Origin of the sequence: Halomonas meridiana, assembly GCF_009846525.1 — a bacterium.
In the GTDB taxonomy this organism is placed as follows: Bacteria; Pseudomonadota; Gammaproteobacteria; order Pseudomonadales; family Halomonadaceae; genus Vreelandella.
Map to the genome: position 1 here is coordinate 3,621,108 of NZ_CP024621.1, position 17,745 is coordinate 3,638,852.

The following is a 17,745-nucleotide window of genomic DNA, read 5'->3' on the forward strand; positions in this document are numbered from 1 at the left end:
GGCGGCCTCATGCACGACACGATCTCAACGCTTAGGTTTCGTCGACATCGTCATGGTCCGGCTTATGGTGCTCCGGCTCATGCTGTAACGCGTCTTCGCTACGCTCTGACAACGGTGCCGTGTCGGTACGCTTCCGTTCGGCTTTCGCTTCCAGAATGCGCACGTTGGCAGGCGGTGTCTTGCCACCTTTGGTTTCACCAAAGTAGAGCGTGGTATGCGGGAACGGAATCTCGATGCCCGCCGCATCGAAGCGCAGCTTGACCAAGCGGTTGTAAGCACGGCCGACGGCCCACTGGTCGCCCGGCGTGGTTTTGATCACCACGCGGATGTTCACCGAGCTATCCGCCAGGGCCGTCACACCGGCCACGGTCAGGTCGGCCAACAGCTTGTTGCCATGCTCGTCGCTGGCCTTGAGATCTTCGAAGGCAAGCTGGAGCTGCTCGATGGCTTCGTCGATGCTCTCGTTATAGCCAATGCCGTATTCGCCCACATGGTTGCCGTACTCACGCATGTAGTTGGAGACGGTATCGACGCTGGAGAACGGTACGATATGGTACGTACCGGATAGGTCGCGAATCCCCACCGAACGAATGCTCAGACGCTCCGCCGTGCCGGTAATGCCACCCACGGTCACCACGTCGCCGGTATTCATGGCGTTCTCGACCTGAATGAACACCCCGGTGATCACATCCTGCACCAGCTTCTGCGCACCAAAACCAATCGCCAGACCCAGTACACCAGCACCGGCAATCAGCGGCCCGATGTTAATGCCGATTTCCGAGAGCACGATCATGCCGGTGATGGTCACCATGGCGATCGCCAGCGCATTACGGAACAGGCTCAGCAGCGTTTTGGCACGGGCAGAGGGTTCGCCATGCCCGGTTTCCGGGTTGAGCTTGTGCTCGATCAGGCTCGCCAGTCCCAGCCATACGCCCAGCGACACCACCAGAATGACCGCCACGCTGATCAGGTTACCCACCAGGTTGGCACCGCGCTCGGAGGCGTACCAGGCGGCGAGATCAAAGGCCCCCCAGGCATCTAGCACCACCATGATCACCGCAACGACGATCACCGTGCGCAGCACGCGCAGCGCGTTGGGCACGTAGCTGTTCAACCGGACTTCCAGCAGCGGCAGCTTACGGCGCAGGTCATCAGAGAGTTGAATACGACGACCAATGGTCTGTGTCAGGAACGCAGACAGCAGCAGGCCCACGACCACGGCGCCGAGCGTCTTCAACGTCGCGAAGAGGACGAAGGGCAGCGCATCGCCAGGACGGGTCAGGGTCAGCACGAACACCATCAGGAAATAGATCAGCGCGAACAAATGCCATGTCCGGGCAAAGAGCTGCAGCGACACGCGGCTGGCCGTCAGCGTCGAGCGAGCGCCCATTTGGTTCAGGTTATCGCGCAGACGCACGCGGTTTTTGAGCACCACGCCCACCGCATAGATGAACGCCAGCAGCATGATCAGCGTGCCGACCGCCTGCCCCAGAGAGGCCGCGATATAGAAGTTGACCAGCGGCACGACGACCATCAAGCCATACCCCACCATGCCGATCAGACGCGCCAGCCAGCGATTCCAGTAGGATGCCTCTTTGGCGGAAATCGGCAGCAGGCGGAGGCCTTCATAGCGCGAGGAGAACAGCATCCGCACACCGGCCTTCAGCAGCTCGATGATCAGGAAAGCGTTCAAGAAGAGTGAGGCACGGGTAGAGAGCTCACCGGTTTCCCCCACCGCAAAGGTCGCAATCAGGTTACCGCCCACGTACGCCAGCGCTACCAGCAGCACGTCCAGCACGGCGGCAATCGCCACGCAGAGCACCAAACGCAGTACCGGGGTCAGGCCAGTGCCCTGCTGCGACCAAGCGCTGATCTTGGTAAACAGCGACTTTGCCAGGCGGCGAAACACCATGAAAATGGCGAAGGTCGCCACGATCACGATGCCTAGATTGATCGCGGCACTGATGAACGCCGCCATATCGAAGCTGCTGCCCGTACCCTGGCCGGAGAACATGTTGCCGACGATGGCCACGGCTTGCTCGATCTGCCCACCGACATCGCCCACCACGCGGCTGGTCAGTTCCGCCAACTGGCGGGGCAGCGACACGTCTTCAGGCGCCACGTTGCCCCCTGCTGCGGCCGCTTCTGGCGACAGCTCGGCCGCCACACCGGCGGGCAGCTCGGAGGCTTGATTGCGTAGCAGTTCGATCAGCTCCTGGCGGGCCTGCTCGTCTTCCAGCAGGTCGGCCAGCGCCGCATAAGAGGGTTGCTCTTCAGCGGCAGGCGCGTCGCTCTCGGCGCCTAGCGTGGTTTGCGCCATGGCTGGCCCGGCCAGCATGGCGAATAGCGTCAGCATCCAGACGCCTAGCCAGGGTAGTAAACGTAGTGACGTCACACCATAACCTCCCTTTGGGTGAGTATTTGCCATCCTGCATTCGTTAAGTTTCAGCCTATTAATGTTAAACACAGGATAGTGCATCCGCTAAGAATGCCAGCGTTGTATAACGCTTTGATTGAAAGTGGCTAGGGTAACATGCCTCTATGCCAGAGACGTTAACGCGCCCGTTTTTTGCGCGCCAATGAAACCCGACCCCGTCATTGACAATGGGGTGCCAGCCACTGCTGCGCCATGACGATCAGCAGGCCGTAGCGCGCCCCTTTGGCCAGCACGATCCAGAGCAGTGCCCGCCACCAGGAAAGACGCATGACGCCCGCCAACACGGTGAGCGGGTCGCCAATCACGGGCACCCAGGAGAGCAGCAGGCTCGCTTCGCCAAAGCGGTGATACCAGCGCTCAGCGCGGGCAAGCCCTTGAGGCGACACTGGAAACCAGCGCCGATGTTGATAGTGGCGAGCGTAACGACCCAGCGCCACGTTGATCAAACTGCCCAGCGTATTGCCCGCAGTGGCGACAAGCCACACACCAACGGCAGGTTCGCCCATGCACCAAAGCCGCGCTAACCATACTTCCGAGCCGCCGGGCAGCAGCGTGGCGCTGGCCAGCGCCACCCAAAACAGGCTAAACACGTCACGCGCCCTCTAACGTTTAACGGGGCAGTTGACCACCGAGCTGCTGGGTGATCTCCGCCGCGATTTGACGCACCAGCGCCCCCAGCACCAGCAGGCGCTCTTCGGGAATGCGCGCCATAGGGCCCGAGACGGAGATGGCCGCCAACGGTGTGGCATGCTCATCGAAAATACAGGCCGCCACGCAGTGCAGGCCAATGGCATGCTCTTCCCGGTCGCAGGCAAAGCCCTGGGCGCGTATGGCGGCCATTTCCGCCTGGAGCGCCTCCGTTTGATAGAGGGTATTTTCAGTCACACGGGCCAGCTCGTAGCCGCCTTCTAACAGCGCGCTGCGCTCCTCCTCGCTCATCCACGCCAGCAGCGCCTTGCCCACGCCGGAGGCGTGCAGCGGCGCACGGGAGCCCAGCCGCGTAATCATACGCATCATCTGCGGGGATTCGTTTTGCGCCAGGAAGACCGCCGTAGCGCCATCGCGGATACCCAAGTTCGCCGTTTCGCCGGTTTCTGCGGTTAAGCGGCGCAAAAACGGGCGGCTTTTGGCCACCACGTCGCGAGCTTCCAGGAAGCTGTTACCAATGCGGAAGGTTTTGACATCGATGCGCCACAGGCCCTGCTCGCTCTCCTGGGTGACGAACCCCTGGCTTTGCAGCGCCTGAAGCAGGCGGTGGGTGGTGGAAGGGGCAAGGTCGGCCATCTCCGCCAGTTCCGAGAGCGCAAGGCCCAGGGGGCTGGCGGACAAATACTCGAGTAGCGTGAGGCCGCGTACTAACGATTGGCTATGCCCACCGCTGGCTTTGGTGGCTCCTGCCGGACGTCCGACTGACCTGCGCTTGGCTTCACTCACCTGAGACTCTCCTGACGGCGCTGAATGACGTAAAAAGCCAGCAGGATAACGCGCTGCGCGGGCGCTGTCGCGTTTACGGAAACAAATTCCACCATTGGATGGCTAGCGGTGTTGCCACTGGGGCGGGCGTTTCTCGATAAACGCATCGATCCCTTCGGCCACGTCGTCGGCCAGCATGTTGCACGCCATGGTGTCGCCAGCAAAGACATAGGCCTCATCCAGTGGCATCGCCAACTGACGGGCAAACATGGCTTTGCCGGTACGCACGGCCACCGCGCTTTTCGCGCAGAGGCTCGCGGTGAGCGCTTCAACCTCGGCATCAAGCTCGCCTTCTGCGGCGACACGATTGATCAGCCCCCACTCGGCGGCGGTGTCTGCGCTGATAAACTCGCCGGTCAACAGCATCTCCATGGCCCGCTTTCGGGGCACGTTGCGCGAAAGCGCCACGGCCGGGGTCGAGCAAAACAGGCCCACGTTAATACCAGAGACCGCAAAGCGGGCGCTGCTGGCGGCCACGGCCAAATCGCAGCTAGCGACGAGCTGGCAGCCCGCAGCGGTGGCAATGCCCTGCACCTTGGCAATCACCGGCACGGGAAAATGGACGAGGCTTTGCATCACCTTGCCGCAGCGCGCGAACAGCGCTTGGTAGTAGGCTTTATCCGGGTTCGCGCGCATCTGCTTTAAGTCGTGGCCTGCGCAGAAGGCTTTACCGTTGGCTGCCAAAACCACGCAGCGCACGTGCTCATCTTGGATAATGTCATCCAACGCAGCTTGCAGCGCTTCCAACATCGTTTCCGACAGCGCATTGAAGCGCTCGGGCTGATTGAGAGTAAGCGTCACGACGCCCCCCTGCGCGGTGCGCAGCAGGCAGTCGTGGGAAGGGGACGCATGAGGGGACGACATGGCAGGCTCCTGAGCAGACGTTGCTACCCAGTCTAGCGCTTGCTTGGGCCGCCGAGGGCGCGCTACGACCAAAGTGGCCTCCCGCTCGGCGGAAGGCCACCTTTGGATTACGCCTTCTCGCGGGCGTCCTGGCGAGGGTTGTAACCCAGCGGGTGGGGTTCGCCGCGCGCCTTGGCCAGCTCGATCTGACGCTGACGCTCACGGGCGGCGGCGCGGGTTTTCTCGGGCAGCGAGTCGATGCAGTGGGGGCAGCTAATGCCCGGCTCATAGGCCGACGACTGCATATCTTCCTGGGAGATCGGCATCCGACAGGCGTGGCACTGCTCGTGCTCGCCTTCGGTAAGGTCGTGGCGCACGGTGACTCGGTTATCGAACACGAAGCATTCGCCGCGCCACAGCGACTTCTCTTCCGGTACCTTTTCCAGGTAGTTCAGCACGCCGCCTTTCAGGTGGTACACCTCTTCGAAGCCCTCTTTCAGCATGAAGCTGGAGGCTTTCTCGCAGCGGATACCGCCTGTGCAGAACATGGCGACCTTTTTGTGCTGCTCCGGATTGTAGTGCTCGCGCACGTACTCCGGAAACTCGCGGAAGGTGGTGGTTTTCGGGTCCACCGCGCCTTCGAAGCTGCCAATCGCCACTTCGTAGTCGTTGCGAGTATCGATCACCAGCACTTCGGGATCGGAGATGACGTCGTTCCAGTCCTCTGGCTCTACGTAGGTGCCCACGGTGTCGTTAGGGTCGATGCCCGGCACGCCGAGGGTAACGATCTCTTTTTTCAGTTTGACCTTGGTGCGGTAGAACGGCGGCTCGTCGCAAAATGACTCTTTGTGGTCGATATCGGCCAAACGCGGGTCGGCGGTGAGCCAAGCCAGCAGCGCGTCGATACCTTCGCGGCTACCGGCCACGGTGCCGTTGATGCCCTCTTTGGCCAGCAGCAGCGTGCCTTTCACGCCGTTATCCAGCATGGTTTGGCGTAGCGGCTCGCGCAGCGCTTCGAAATCGTTCAGGGTGACAAATTTGTACAGCGCCGCCACCACGATGGGCGGTGTTGGGGTCGGGGTCATGGAGTGCTCCTGGTAGTCGCCCTCGCAAAGGGCGGACCGGGTCAATAAAGGCGCGCATGATAACAAAAAGCGCGCCGTGGGTGCATCTCGGCGTGTTTGACGCAGATCAAAGGGGCGCCAATCGTCGATTATTTCGACGACATCATTGAGAAAGCTTCACCCCACGTCACGCGCACTCGGTCGTATAGTAGGCGGCAACTTAACTTAGTGATGAGGTGCTTTTCATGAAGATTCGTCGTTCCAACGAGCGGGGCTACGCAGACCACGGCTGGCTGCGCTCTTACCACACGTTTTCGTTCGCCAATTACATGGACCCCAACCACATGGGCTTCCGCGCGCTGCGGGTGATCAACGAAGACCGTGTGGCCCCCGGCCACGGCTTTGGCGCCCACCCCCACCGGGATATGGAGATCATCTCCTACGTGCTCGATGGCGAGATGGAGCACAAGGACAACATGGGCAATGGCGAAGTGATGCGCCCCGGCGACGTGCAGCGCATGTCGGCAGGCACGGGCGTGCTGCACAGCGAGTTCAACCACTCCCAAGAGAACGGGCTGCACTTTCTGCAAATCTGGATCGAAACCGCCCAGCGTGGCATTCAGCCCAGCTACGAGCAGAAGCACTTCCCCACCGCCGAGCGGCAGGGTCAGTGGCGCTTGGTGCTCTCCCCAGATGGTCGCGATGGCTCGGTGAGCGTGAATCAGGATGTCAATCTGTATGCCAGCCTGCTGAGCGCCGGAGACCACGTCACGCCCCCGCCCTCACGCTACGCATGGCTGCACGTGGTGAGAGGGGCCGTCGACGTGAACGGCGAGCGACTCACCACCGGCGATGCCGCCGCTTTTACGCCGGACGAGCACGTTGAGCTGACTAGCCACGACGCCAGCGAAGTGCTGCTGTTTGATTTGGCCTAACAGCACCTAACTAGCAAGTGATATAACGCAAAACGGCCCCGTTGGGGCCGTTTTGGTAACAAGCGCTGGCTAGCTATTTGCTTAGCTATTCTGCGCCGAGTAGAGCACGCGAATCTTCAGCGTGTGCTCTACTTGCTTCAGCGCTTCCAGCGCCTGCGGGCCGTAAGCCTTGTCGACATCGATCACCACGTAGCCGACCTTATCGTTGGTCTGCAGATACTGGCCCGAAATGTTGATGCCGTTTTCTGACAGCACGCGGTTGATCTGAGAAAGCACGCCGGGCACGTTGTCGTGAATGTGCAGCAAACGGTGCTTGTCCGGATGCGCGGGCAGCGCCACTTCGGGGAAGTTGACCGAGGTGACCGTGGTGCCGTTGTCCGAGTACGTGATCAGTTTTTCGGAGACCTCGATACCGATGTTCTCCTGGGCTTCCAGGGTAGAACCCCCGATATGCGGCGTCAGAATCACGTTATCCAGGCCGCGCAGCGGGCTTTGGAACTCTTCGTCGTTGCCTTTCGGCTCGACCGGGAAGACGTCGATGGCCGCCCCATTGAGTTTTCCCGCTTTGATCGCTTCCGCCAGCGGCTCGATTTCTACCACGCTGCCCCGGGCAGCGTTGATCAAAATCGCTCCATCTTTCATGGCCGCAATCTCTTTCGCGCCGATCATCCAGCGGGTAGAAGCCAGATCCGGCACGTGCAGGCTGACCACGTCAGAGCGACCGAGCAGCTCTTCCAAACTGCCGACCTGGCTGGCGTTGCCCATGCCCAGTTTGGTGATCACATCGTAGTAAATCACGTTGAAGCCGAGCGATTCCGCCAAGACGGAGAGCTGTGCGCCGATACTGCCGTAACCCACGATACCGAGGGTTTTACCGCGCGCTTCGTGGGAGTTCTTCGCCGACTTCAGCCAGCCACCCTGGTGGGCGCGGGCGTTCTTTTCGGGAATACCACGCAGCAGCATGATCGCCTCTGCCAGCACCAGCTCGGCCACCGAGCGGGTGTTGGAGTAGGGCGCGTTGAAGACCGCGATACCGCGCTTGAGCGCCGCATCCAGATCGACCTGATTAGTACCGATACAGAAACAGCCAACACTCACCAGCTTCTCGGCCGCCTCGAACACGCGCTCGGTCAGCTGCGTGCGGGAGCGAATACCGATAAAGTGAACATCGCGAATCTTCTCGATCAGCGCCTCTTCATCCAGCGAGGTCGGCAGATGCTCGATGTTCTCGTAACCGGCGTTGTGAAAATTGTCCACCGCGCTTTGGTGGACGCCCTCGAGTAGCAGGATCTTGATCTTGCTCTTTTCCAGGGACGTTTTGGCCATGGCTGAATCAACCTCTATGGTCGGCGGCATGCGCCGTGTATCGGTTCACGGGAGGCCCGTATGGTAGCACAGCCGCTTGCGCTCCCGGTGGCTTGCCACGATGAAAAGTGTGCGCTTTCAAGATGAACGAAGCGCAAGTCGACGAATCAACCGATAGCGAGGGCAGACGCCACCCCCTCGCCTCGGTGTATACTGTGCGTTTATTTGACAGCATCCGCAGCCACACTCGTCGCCCTGGCGGACACTAGGGCGCCCGGAAAACGGTAGGCACTGCCCGATGAGCGACACCACACCCCCACAAGATTTTGCCGCAACGGTTGCCCAGCTCGAAACCATTGTGGAACGCCTGGAGTCCGGCGAACTCTCATTGGAAGACGCGCTGACCGCCTTCGAGCAGGGCGTGCGGCTCACCCGCGACGCCCAGCAGCGCCTCGACAGCGCCGAGCTGACCGTGCGCGCGCTGAGCGAAGATGCCGACGGCAAACCGAACGTTGCCCCGTTCGCAGGCACCCAGGAGGCTGGCGACGACAGCGAGGAGACGCCGCCATGGTAACCGCTCACGCCTCTCGACTGACCACGCTGCGCCAAGCCAGCAGCACGCGTGTGGACGCCACGCTGGCCGCGCTGTTCGATGCTCGCCCAGCGGTCGATGAGCGTTTGGAAGCGGCCATGCGCCACGGGCTTTTGGTAGGCGGCAAACGCCTGCGCCCACTGCTGGTCTATTTAGCGGGCCAAGCCCTCGGGGCGAGTGACGAAGACCTAGATGCTCCCGCGGCGGCTATCGAGCTGATTCACGCCTACTCGCTGATTCACGACGACCTACCCGCCATGGACGACGACGACCTGCGGCGCGGCCAGCCTACAGTGCATAAAGCCTTCGACGAGGCCACCGCCATTTTGGCGGGCGACGCCCTGCAGGCGCTGGCGTTCGAAGTGCTGGCCAGTCGCCCTTATCCTCGCTTGGGCCAGCTAGTCACCACGCTGGCGGTCGCCTCTGGCCGCGACGGCATGGTGGCTGGTCAGGCGCTGGATTTAGCCGCCGTGGGCGGCCATCCGGATGCTGACGCCATGGCGCATATGCACGCCCACAAAACCGGCGCGCTGATTGTCGCCGCCGTGCGCCTGGGCGGGCTGGTCGCGGTGGAAGAAAACGACCCGCGTCTTACGGCGCTAATTCGCTACGCCCGCGCCATTGGTCTAGCCTTCCAGATTCATGACGACATCCTGGATGTGACGGGAGACACCGCCACGCTGGGCAAAATTTCTGGCGCTGATGCCGCCCGTGCCAAACCCACCTACCCCAGTTTATTGGGGCTGGCGGGCGCTCAGCGTAAAGCGAACACGCTTATTGACGAGGCCATTGCCGCCCTCGCCCCGTTAGGCGAGCAGGCCGCACCCCTGGCCGATCTTGCCCACTATATGATCGAGCGCGACCACTAACGATGCCTATGAAGCTGTTCGACGAGATACCCCGCGAGCGCCCGGCGACGCCGCTACTAGACTCTTTTGATCACCCCGCCGCGCTGCGGGCGATGAACACCAGCCAGTTGGCCCAGTTGGCCGATGAACTGCGCGCCTACTTGCTCTACAGCGTGGGCGTCACTGGCGGCCACTTTGGCGCAGGCTTGGGCGTTGTCGAGCTCAGCGTCGCACTACACCACGCCTTCCACACGCCGAAAGACCGCTTGGTGTGGGACGTGGGCCATCAAGCCTACCCACATAAAATCCTCACCGGCCGTCGCGATGCCATGCTCGGCATTCGCCAGCACGGCGGTTTGGCGGCATTTCCCCGCCGGGCTGAGTCCGAATACGACACCTTTGGCGTGGGCCACTCCAGCACCTCGATTTCTGCCGCCCTGGGCATGGCCCTCGCCGCTCAGGCGCAGAACGACCCGCGCAAGGTCTGCGCCATCATTGGCGACGGCGCGCTCACCGCAGGGATGGCGTTCGAAGCCTTGGCCCACGCCGGCCACGTCAACGCCAACATGCTGGTGATACTGAACGACAACGAAATGTCGATCTCAGAAAACGTCGGCGGAATTGCCACGTACCTCGCCCGGGTGCTCTCCAGCAAGCCCTACCTCAAAATGCGCGAAGAGGGTAAAAAGGTGCTATCCCACCTGCCCGGCGCCCTGGAGCTTGCCAAACGTACCGAAGAGCACATGAAGGGCATGGTCAGCCCCGCCACGCTGTTCGAGGAGATGGGCTTTCACTACGTTGGCCCCATCGACGGCCACGACCTCGAGGCGCTGACCCAAACGCTGCGTAACCTGCGCGACCAGAAAGGCCCGCAGTTCCTGCATATCAAAACGGTCAAAGGGAAAGGCTTCCTACCCGCCGAAGCCGACCAGATTGGCTATCACGCGATTACTAAGCTGGAAAAAACCACCACGACCGTCAGCGCTCCGCTGGTGAAGCAAGCAGCGGCCCCCAAAAGCGCTGCGAAGAAAAAATACTGCAACGTGTTTGGCGACTGGCTATGCGACATGGCCGCCGCCGACTCACGCCTCATGGGCATTACCCCCGCCATGGGGGAAGGCTCGGATCTGATTCGCTTCTCGCAAACCTATCCCGAGCGCTACTTCGACGTCGCCATCGCCGAGCAGCACGCGGTCACCCTGGCCGCCGGTATGGCCTGCGAAGGCATGAAGCCAGTGGTGGCGATCTACTCCACTTTCCTCCAGCGCGGCTACGACCAGTTGATTCATGACGTGGCGGTACAGGAGTTAGATGTCACCTTCGCCATCGACCGGGCAGGCCTAGTGGGCGAAGACGGTCCCACCCACCACGGCAGCATGGATCTTTCGTTCCTGCGCTGTGTGCCGGGCATGGTGATTCTCGCCCCGTCGGATGAAGCCGAATGCCGCGCCATGCTCAGCGCCGCCTACCATCATCCTGGCCCGGCTGCAGTGCGCTACCCGCGTGGCACCGGCCCCGGCGCGGTGATTCCTGAGCACCTAGAGCCGCTGACCATCGGCGAAGCCCAGGTGCGCCGCGAGAGCACCAGCGACGGTGTGCGCATTGCCCTGCTGGCGTTTGGTAGCGTCAATAGCGCCGCCGCCGAAGTGGCGGAAAAGCTCAACGCCACCCACATCAACATGCGTTCGGTGAAACCACTGGACCGCGATGCTGTGCTCCACGCGGCAGACGAGCATGAACTGCTGGTCACCCTGGAAGAGAACGTCATTGCGGGCGGCGCGGGTAGCGCGGTGAACGAGCTGCTCAACGCGGAAGGCGTTCAGGTGGAAGTGCTGAACTTAGGCCTGCCGGACGCCTTTGTGGAACACGGCACCCCCGCCGAGCTATTGCGCGACTGCGGCCTGGACGCTGAAGGGATCGAGCGCGCCATTCGTGCCCGGCTGCCATAACCTTTGCGTGTGGCCCACGCGTTTTTAACCTATTGAGACGTTTATGTTATTTCTAATTATTGTGTTTGGTTTGATTGGCCTTGCCGTTGGTGGCCCCATTGGCTTACTCGTAGGTGGCGGCCTTGGCTGGTGGCTGGGTCGGCGCATCAGCCGTCGCTTGAACGCTGCCCGCGTTCAAATTCAAGAAGGCTTTTTGGAGTCGATCTTCTCGGTCATGGGCTGCCTCTGCCAGGCCGACGGCAAGGTCACCGAGGGCGAGCTTGGCGTTGCCGAAAAGCTCTTCGATCAAATGCGCCTGCAGGGCGAGCACCGCGCCAAGGCGCGCGCTGCCTTCGAGCGTGGCCGCGCCGATGACTTCGACCTGGAAGCCGAACTGGCCAAGGTCAACCGCCTCACCCAGCGCCAGCCGGTACTGCGCCAAGTCTTTTTACAGGTTCAGTTGAGCGCGATTGCCGCCGATGGCGTGCTGCACCCTGCCGAGCACGAGATGATTCTGCGCGTTGCTCGCGGCGTTGGCTGCAGCGATGCCGAAGTTCAGCAAATCGAAGCAATGCTCCACGGCGCTGCCGCGAACTCCCAAGGGGCCAGCGAAGAGGCGTTGAAAGACGCTTACCGCGTGCTAGGGGTATCGGAAGATGCCAGCGATGCTGAGATCAAAAAAGCCTACCGCCGCCTGATGAGCCAAAACCACCCGGACAAACTGGCCGGTAAAGGGCTACCTGAGAGCATGCGAGAGGTGGCCCAAGCCCGTACCAGCGAAATCGGCAACGCCTACGAGCGTATCAGGGCAGCACGCGGCCAGTAGCCCGTGACAGGCTTCCAGGGAGTGCTACAGTGAAAGCTTCACGGTACTGCCTGGAGCCGCCGAATGATCACGCTATACAGCTTTCCCAATTCCCGCTCGCTACGCGCTGCTTGGACGCTTGAAGAGCTGGGCCTAGAGTACCAGTGCCACCACGTGGCGCTGGATAAAGGCGAGGGGCAAAGTACCGAGCATCTTGCTCGCCACCCGGATGGCAAAGTGCCGGTGCTGGAAGATGGCGAACTCATGCTGTTCGAGTCTGCGCCTATCTGCCGCTATCTCGCCGAGCAGTATGGCGATGGCAGCCTGCTGCCACAAAGCGTGGCCGAGCGCGCCCAGGTCGACCAGTGGCTCAGCTTCATCGTCACCGAGATCGAGCAGCCGCTGTGGCTACAGGCCAAGCACAAATTCGCCCTGCCTCAAGACAAACGCGTGCCGTCGGTACTCCCCACCGCCGCTTGGGAATTCCAGCGGGCGCTGCTCGCACTGGAGCGCCGCTATCGCGGCCAGGAAACCCTGGTAGGCGACACCTTCACCCTCGCGGATCTGTTCCTCACCCATACGCTAACCTGGGCGGCCAGCATGAAACATCGCCTGCCGGAGCCCCTGGTGGCTTACCGCGCCCGTCACGCGAACCGCCCAGCGCTTGCCCGTGCCGCCGAAAAAGAGCAGGCGGCGGCGCAAGCCACCTGATTACACCGCGTTAGGCGAAGGGCGTTGGGGCGGCCCTGAAGCGTTGCTACCTTCGGTACGAGCGGCTCCCCAGGCGCTTTCTAGCCCGTTAGGGAAGCCGCTGCGCTGGCGGTAATCGGGCGTGGCGCCGCCCTGGTAGGCATGGCGCTGACTCAACGCTTTGGCACAGCTAACATCCACTACCGCCAGCACACCCACCGCGGTGAGCGCTAAATAGAGGTTCTCTTTGTGCGATGGGTAGCGCTTTAACGCAAAGGTAAGCGCGGCAAAATCCAGCACATCTCCGCCAACTCGACTCCAGATTGCATTGGTCGGGTTATCCGACAGCGCGCCGATACCGCTGGCAATCTCCCGTGCCCCGCAAGCGCGAATGCTGTTGGCACGGTGAGGCATCCCCAGCGCTCGGCCCAGCCGACGCGGGGCCACTAGCTGATACAACCCCATCCCCAAGCTTAGCCAACCCAAGCCTCTGGCTAACTTATCCGCTGGTGACATCGAGCGTGTTGACGCGTGAGAACGGTGCTTCATCGATGTTGTCATGCTCTCCTCCCTGTGCAGTATCACGGCTTCAGAATGACTTTGACGCAGCCATCCTGTTTATCCCGAAAGGTTTGATACATCTCGGGCCCCTGGGCTAAATCCACCGAGTGCGTAATCACAAACGAAGGGTCGATCTGGCCTTCGTCGATGCGCCGCAGCAGATCATCCGTCCAGCGGTTGACGTGGGTTTGCCCGGTGCGCACGGTGAGCCCTTTGTTCATCAGCGCTCCCATCGGGATTTTATCGACCAGTCCGCCATACACCCCAGGAATCGACAAAATACCCGCCGGGCGGCAGACATAGATCATTTCTCGCAGCACGTGGGCACGATCGGTTTCCAGCCACATGGCCTGTTTTACCCGGTCGTACACCGAGTCCAGCGAGCGCGTGGCGTGGGCTTCGAGCCCCACTGCATCGATACACTTCTCCGGCCCTTTACCGTGGGTTAGCTCCTGCAGCCTGCCCAACACGCTTTCGTGGGCAAAATTAATGGTGATCGCGCCACCTGCTGCGGCCATCGAGAGCCGTTCGGGTACGTTATCGATCACCACGACCTGTTTGGCGCCCAGCAGCACCGCGCTACGCACGCAGAACTGGCCAACCGGACCTGCGCCCCAGATCACGACGGTATCGGTAGGTTGAATGTCACACTGCACGGCGGCCTGCCAGCCAGTGGGGAAAATATCCCCCAGAAACAGCACCTGCTCATCGGTGAGCGTATCGGGCACTTTAATATGCGTGGTGTCGGCAAAAGGCACGCGCACAAACTCGGCCTGGCCCCCCGCATAGCCGCCCGTCAGTTGGGAGTAGCCAAACAGCCCGGCGCCGCCATGGCCAAAGACTTTATCTGCCAGCGATTTATTACGGTTGGAGCGCTCGCAAACCGAGTAGTTGCCACGCTGACACTGCTCGCATTCGCCGCAAAAAATGGTGAAGGGCACCACTACCCGGTCGCCTACCTTGAGGTTGTGCGTCTCGCTGCCCACCTCCATCACTTCGCCCATAAACTCATGGCCAAGGACATCGCCACAGGTCATACCGGGCATATAGTGGTCGTAAAGGTGCAGATCAGAGCCGCAAATAGCGCAGCTACTGACATTGATAATGGCGTCGCGGGGGTGTTCGATCGTGGGGTCGGGCACGGTGTCGTAACGGACATCGTTCTTGCCGTGCCAGCAAAGTGCTTTCATGGCTGCTTCTCCTTACATCGGTGCGCATAGCGTCCTGCCATGTATCACCATAGCTCAGACATACGGCAACCAAAGTTAAGAAAAAGCTTTTTTACAGGCGTTCGGCGACGTTAACGCCTTTATCGAGAAATTTAAGTTAAAAATGGTTCTTCGACGTAACCCACCTACCCCTTACGCTCGATATCCACATCGCTGGCCTGGGTGAAATCATCCAGCGCCATCATGTGGCCGAGCTTGCCGGCTTTGGTGGAGAGGTACTGCTCGTTGTGGGGGTTTAAACCGGTGGTAATGGGCAGCCGCTCGACGACGTTCACGCCGTCGCGGGTCAGCGCATCGACCTTGCGGGGGTTGTTGGTCATCAGCTTGAGCGCGGTAATACCCAAGTGGTTGAGCATCGGCACGCAGAGGTCGTAGCGGCGCATGTCAGCGCCGAAGCCGAGCTGCTCGTTGGCTTCTACGGTATCGGCCCCCTGGTCTTGCAGATGATAGGCGCGGATTTTATTGAGCAGGCCAATGCCACGCCCTTCCTGGCGTAAATAGAGCAGCACGCCGCGCCCCTCTTCCGCAATGCGCTTCAGCGCTTCTTGCAACTGGTAGCCGCAGTCGCAGCGCATCGAAAATAGCGCATCGCCGGTTAAACACTCAGAGTGCACGCGCCCTAACACCGGCTCGCCGCCGCTCACATCGCCCAACGTTAAGGCGATATGGTCCTTACCCGTGGCGTCGTCTTCGAAGCCATGCATGGTGAATGTGGCCCAGGGAGTGGGCAGCCGAGAGGCAGCAATGAAGCGAATGGTCACAGGTTTCCTCGCTGATTAACCAAACCAGTTAACCACACCAGTGTTGGCGAAGTGGGCGGACAGTTTACCAGGAAGCCACGCTGGCCTCACGGTCTTAGCGGGGTGCGACGATTTTTGCCACGGCTTGCGCCGCCACCCCCGGCGATCTTCACGTACAATTCCTATCTTCAGGTACGATGACTCCCTTACAATGCGGGCAAATTTCTCAAGAGCAAGTGTTTATGACCACCACACCTTTGCAAAACGACCGTTTTCTTCGCGCGCTGGCTCGCCAGCCCGTTGACCGCACTCCGGTGTGGATGATGCGCCAAGCCGGCCGCTACCTGCCGGAGTACCGCGCCAGCCGCGCCGACGCAGGCAGCTTTATGGACCTGTGCCGCAATCATGACCTGGCTTGCGAAGTGACCCTGCAGCCGCTAGAGCGCTACCCGCTCGACGCCGCGATTCTGTTTTCGGATATTTTGACCATCCCCGATGCCATGGGGCTGGGCCTCTACTTCGAAACCGGCGAAGGCCCCAAATTCAGAAAAACCGTCCGCACGCCGGAAGAAGTCGCCGCGCTGACGGTGCCAAACGCCGAACGCGACCTGGACTACGTGATGCGGGCGGTCTCGACCATACGCCGCGAGCTGAACGGCCGCATGCCACTGATCGGCTTCTCCGGCAGCCCCTGGACGCTGGCGACATACATGGTCGAAGGCGGTTCCAGCAAAGACTTCCGCCACCTGAAAACCATGCTGTACGACACGCCGGACACCATGCACCAGCTGCTGGACACGCTGGCGCAGTCGGTCACTGACTACCTGAACGCGCAGATTCGGGCCGGTGCTCAGGCGGTACAGATTTTCGATACCTGGGGCGGCGCGCTCTCCACGCCTGCTTACCTAGAGTTCTCGCTGCGCTATATGGAGCAGATCGTTTCCGGGCTGATCCGCGAACACGACGGCCGCCGCGTGCCGGTGATTCTGTTCACCAAAAACGGCGGCCAATGGCTTGAGCATATCGCCTGCGCCGGTGCCGACGCGCTGGGCATCGATTGGTCGACCGAGCTTTCCGACGCCCGCGCCCGCGTAGGCCATAAAGTTGCCCTGCAGGGCAACCTGGACCCCAACGTGCTATTTGCTCGCCCCTCCGCCATTCGCGCCGAAGTGGCCCGCGTGCTGGAGAGTTACGGCCACGGCCCGGGCCACGTGTTCAACTTGGGCCACGGCATCAGCCAGTTCACCAATCCCGACCACGTCACCGCCTTTATGGAGGCGCTGCACGACTTAAGCCCGCAGTACCATCAGGGCATTCCGACCCAAACGAACGACCAGTGCCCAGGAGCCAAGCAATGAGCGACTTACGCGACGACCAGTGGTTTACCGAAGTCTTTGATAGCCACGGCAGCGCTTTCTCGCTGAAAATCACCGAAAAACTGCTTGATGTGCAGAGCCCTTACCAGCACCTGGAAGTGTACGCCACCGAAACCTACGGCAACCTGATGGTGCTGGATGGCTGCGTGATGCTGACCGATCGCGACAACTTCCTCTACCACGAGATGATTGCTCACCCGGCGCTGTTCACCCACCCAGACCCCAAGCGGGTGGTGATCATTGGCGGCGGCGACTGCGGCACGCTGAAAGAAGTGCTGCGCCATCCGGGCGTTGAAAAAGTCACTCAGATCGACATCGATGAAGAAGTGACCAAAGCCTCCGAGCGCTTTTTCCCGTCGCTGGTGGAAGCCAACGGCGACCCCCGCGCCGAGCTGCTGTTTGCTGACGGCGTGAAATGGGTAGATGACGCCGCCGACGAAAGCATCGATGTGCTGATCATCGACTCCACCGACCCGGTAGGCCCTGCCGAAGGCCTGTTCAAAACCGACTTTTTGAAGCGCTGCCACCGCATTCTGAAAAGCGGCGGCGTCATGGTTCAGCAGAGTGAGTCACCGCTGTACCACAGCGGCTCGATTATCCGCGAACTGCGTAACGACATGCGCGAAGCTGGCTTTGATAGCGTGGCCACCCTGCCCTTCCCCCAGCCGGTCTACCCTTCCGGCTGGTGGAGCGTGACGCTAGCAGGCAAAAGCACCAACGTTGAAAGCTTCCGTGAAGAGGCTGCCGCCAGCCACGAAATGCCGCTACAGTACTACACAGTAGATGCCCACCGTGGTGCCCTGGCGCTGCCGCCCTTTATGCGTAAAGCCTTCGCATAACTTCGCGGTAACGTCATGCATCAGGCCGGGCTCTGCCCGGCCTTTTTTATGCGCAAGTGTTGCTGCGCTCGACGTTAAGG

17 protein-coding genes are annotated in these 17,745 nt (G+C 61.2%); 8 read left to right on the top strand and 9 right to left on the bottom strand.

All coding sequences use genetic code 11. The annotated features are described in order from the left end of the window. Positions 1-31: 31 nt before the first annotated feature. From ybiO to trhO, 5 genes are all read right to left on the bottom strand, one after another. On the bottom strand, positions 32-2,395 hold the full coding sequence (gene ybiO, locus CTT34_RS17075) for a mechanosensitive channel protein (protein ID WP_159343482.1): 2,364 nt from the start codon (positions 2,393-2,395) through the stop codon (positions 32-34). 200 nt (positions 2,396-2,595) lie between these two features. Next, positions 2,596-3,027 (bottom strand): YqaA family protein, encoded by a 432-nt coding sequence (locus CTT34_RS17080; protein ID WP_159343483.1) that lies wholly within the window; start codon positions 3,025-3,027, stop codon positions 2,596-2,598. A 19-nt stretch (positions 3,028-3,046) separates the two neighbouring features. After that, on the bottom strand, positions 3,047-3,871 hold the full coding sequence (locus CTT34_RS17085) for an IclR family transcriptional regulator domain-containing protein (protein ID WP_159343484.1): 825 nt from the start codon (positions 3,869-3,871) through the stop codon (positions 3,047-3,049). Positions 3,872-3,973: 102 nt separating this feature from the next. After that, positions 3,974-4,774: an enoyl-CoA hydratase gene (locus tag CTT34_RS17090; RefSeq protein ID WP_159343485.1), complete on the bottom strand. Its 801-nt coding sequence runs from the start codon at positions 4,772-4,774 to the stop codon at positions 3,974-3,976. Positions 4,775-4,881: 107 nt separating this feature from the next. Next, entirely contained in the window at positions 4,882-5,838 is a 957-nt protein-coding gene (trhO, locus tag CTT34_RS17095) for an oxygen-dependent tRNA uridine(34) hydroxylase TrhO (RefSeq protein ID WP_159343486.1), read from the bottom strand. 224 nt (positions 5,839-6,062) lie between these two features. On the opposite strand from trhO, the gene CTT34_RS17100 reads away from it, so the two are divergent. Beyond that, the gene (locus CTT34_RS17100) at positions 6,063-6,752 is read left to right on the top strand and encodes a pirin family protein (RefSeq protein ID WP_159343487.1); all 690 of its coding nucleotides are present in this window, start codon (positions 6,063-6,065) and stop codon (positions 6,750-6,752) included. Positions 6,753-6,833: 81 nt separating this feature from the next. Here the strand turns inward: CTT34_RS17100 and serA are convergent, their stop codons facing one another. Further along, positions 6,834-8,078, bottom strand: a complete 1,245-nt coding sequence (serA, locus tag CTT34_RS17105; RefSeq protein WP_159343488.1) for a phosphoglycerate dehydrogenase — start codon at positions 8,076-8,078, stop codon at positions 6,834-6,836. Between the two features lie 277 nt (positions 8,079-8,355). Between serA and xseB the strand changes: the two genes are divergently transcribed. The 5 genes from xseB (at position 8,356) to CTT34_RS17130 (ending at position 12,941) form a co-directional block, all read left to right on the top strand. After that, entirely contained in the window at positions 8,356-8,631 is a 276-nt protein-coding gene (xseB, locus tag CTT34_RS17110; protein WP_159343489.1) for an exodeoxyribonuclease VII small subunit, read from the top strand. Further along, positions 8,625-9,518: a (2E,6E)-farnesyl diphosphate synthase gene (gene ispA, locus CTT34_RS17115; RefSeq protein WP_159343490.1), complete on the top strand. Its 894-nt coding sequence runs from the start codon at positions 8,625-8,627 to the stop codon at positions 9,516-9,518. Before xseB ends, ispA begins: the two co-directional genes overlap by 7 nt. A 2-nt stretch (positions 9,519-9,520) precedes the next feature. Next, a complete protein-coding gene (gene dxs, locus CTT34_RS17120) occupies positions 9,521-11,446 on the top strand; it encodes a 1-deoxy-D-xylulose-5-phosphate synthase (RefSeq protein WP_159343491.1) in 1,926 nt (641 codons plus the stop codon). A gap of 43 nt (positions 11,447-11,489) precedes the next feature. Further along, positions 11,490-12,251: a co-chaperone DjlA gene (gene djlA, locus CTT34_RS17125; protein ID WP_159343492.1), complete on the top strand. Its 762-nt coding sequence runs from the start codon at positions 11,490-11,492 to the stop codon at positions 12,249-12,251. A gap of 63 nt (positions 12,252-12,314) precedes the next feature. Beyond that, on the top strand, positions 12,315-12,941 hold the full coding sequence (locus CTT34_RS17130) for a glutathione S-transferase family protein (protein WP_159343493.1): 627 nt from the start codon (positions 12,315-12,317) through the stop codon (positions 12,939-12,941). On the opposite strand, the gene CTT34_RS17135 is transcribed toward CTT34_RS17130, so the two are convergent. From CTT34_RS17135 to ribA, 3 genes are all read right to left on the bottom strand, one after another. Continuing rightward, positions 12,942-13,481, bottom strand: coding sequence for a hypothetical protein (locus CTT34_RS17135; protein WP_254436419.1), 540 nt, complete (start codon positions 13,479-13,481; stop codon positions 12,942-12,944). 20 nt (positions 13,482-13,501) lie between these two features. Further along, a complete protein-coding gene (locus CTT34_RS17140) occupies positions 13,502-14,671 on the bottom strand; it encodes a zinc-dependent alcohol dehydrogenase (RefSeq protein WP_159343494.1) in 1,170 nt (389 codons plus the stop codon). Between the two features lie 164 nt (positions 14,672-14,835). Then, positions 14,836-15,471 carry a GTP cyclohydrolase II gene (gene ribA, locus CTT34_RS17145; RefSeq protein ID WP_159343495.1) on the bottom strand — a complete coding sequence of 212 codons (636 nt, stop codon included), beginning with the start codon at positions 15,469-15,471 and terminating at the stop codon, positions 14,836-14,838. Positions 15,472-15,692: 221 nt separating this feature from the next. Between ribA and hemE the strand changes: the two genes are divergently transcribed. Together hemE and speE are read left to right on the top strand one after the other, a co-directional pair. After that, complete coding sequence (hemE, locus tag CTT34_RS17150; protein ID WP_159343496.1) at positions 15,693-16,808, top strand: uroporphyrinogen decarboxylase; 1,116 nt, start codon at positions 15,693-15,695, stop codon at positions 16,806-16,808. Then, a complete protein-coding gene (gene speE, locus CTT34_RS17155) occupies positions 16,805-17,665 on the top strand; it encodes a polyamine aminopropyltransferase (protein ID WP_159343497.1) in 861 nt (286 codons plus the stop codon). The genes hemE and speE overlap by 4 nt, the downstream gene beginning before the upstream one ends. Positions 17,666-17,745 lie beyond the last annotated feature (80 nt).

Excerpts from the sequence above, each read along its gene's own strand:
- CTT34_RS17090 (WP_159343485.1), bottom strand. The coding sequence starts at position 4,774 with ATGTCGTCCCCTCATGCGTCCCCTTCCCACGACTGCCTGCTGCGCACC.
- trhO (WP_159343486.1), bottom strand. The coding sequence starts at position 5,838 with ATGACCCCGACCCCAACACCGCCCATCGTGGTGGCGGCGCTGTACAAA.
- CTT34_RS17100 (WP_159343487.1), top strand. The coding sequence starts at position 6,063 with ATGAAGATTCGTCGTTCCAACGAGCGGGGCTACGCAGACCACGGCTGG.
- serA (WP_159343488.1), bottom strand. The coding sequence starts at position 8,078 with ATGGCCAAAACGTCCCTGGAAAAGAGCAAGATCAAGATCCTGCTACTC.
- xseB (WP_159343489.1), top strand. The coding sequence starts at position 8,356 with ATGAGCGACACCACACCCCCACAAGATTTTGCCGCAACGGTTGCCCAG.
- ispA (WP_159343490.1), top strand. The coding sequence starts at position 8,625 with ATGGTAACCGCTCACGCCTCTCGACTGACCACGCTGCGCCAAGCCAGC.
- dxs (WP_159343491.1), top strand. The coding sequence starts at position 9,521 with ATGCCTATGAAGCTGTTCGACGAGATACCCCGCGAGCGCCCGGCGACG.
- djlA (WP_159343492.1), top strand. The coding sequence starts at position 11,490 with ATGTTATTTCTAATTATTGTGTTTGGTTTGATTGGCCTTGCCGTTGGT.
- CTT34_RS17130 (WP_159343493.1), top strand. The coding sequence starts at position 12,315 with ATGATCACGCTATACAGCTTTCCCAATTCCCGCTCGCTACGCGCTGCT.
- CTT34_RS17135 (WP_254436419.1), bottom strand. The coding sequence starts at position 13,481 with ATGACAACATCGATGAAGCACCGTTCTCACGCGTCAACACGCTCGATG.
- CTT34_RS17140 (WP_159343494.1), bottom strand. The coding sequence starts at position 14,671 with ATGAAAGCACTTTGCTGGCACGGCAAGAACGATGTCCGTTACGACACC.
- hemE (WP_159343496.1), top strand. The coding sequence starts at position 15,693 with ATGACCACCACACCTTTGCAAAACGACCGTTTTCTTCGCGCGCTGGCT.
- speE (WP_159343497.1), top strand. The coding sequence starts at position 16,805 with ATGAGCGACTTACGCGACGACCAGTGGTTTACCGAAGTCTTTGATAGC.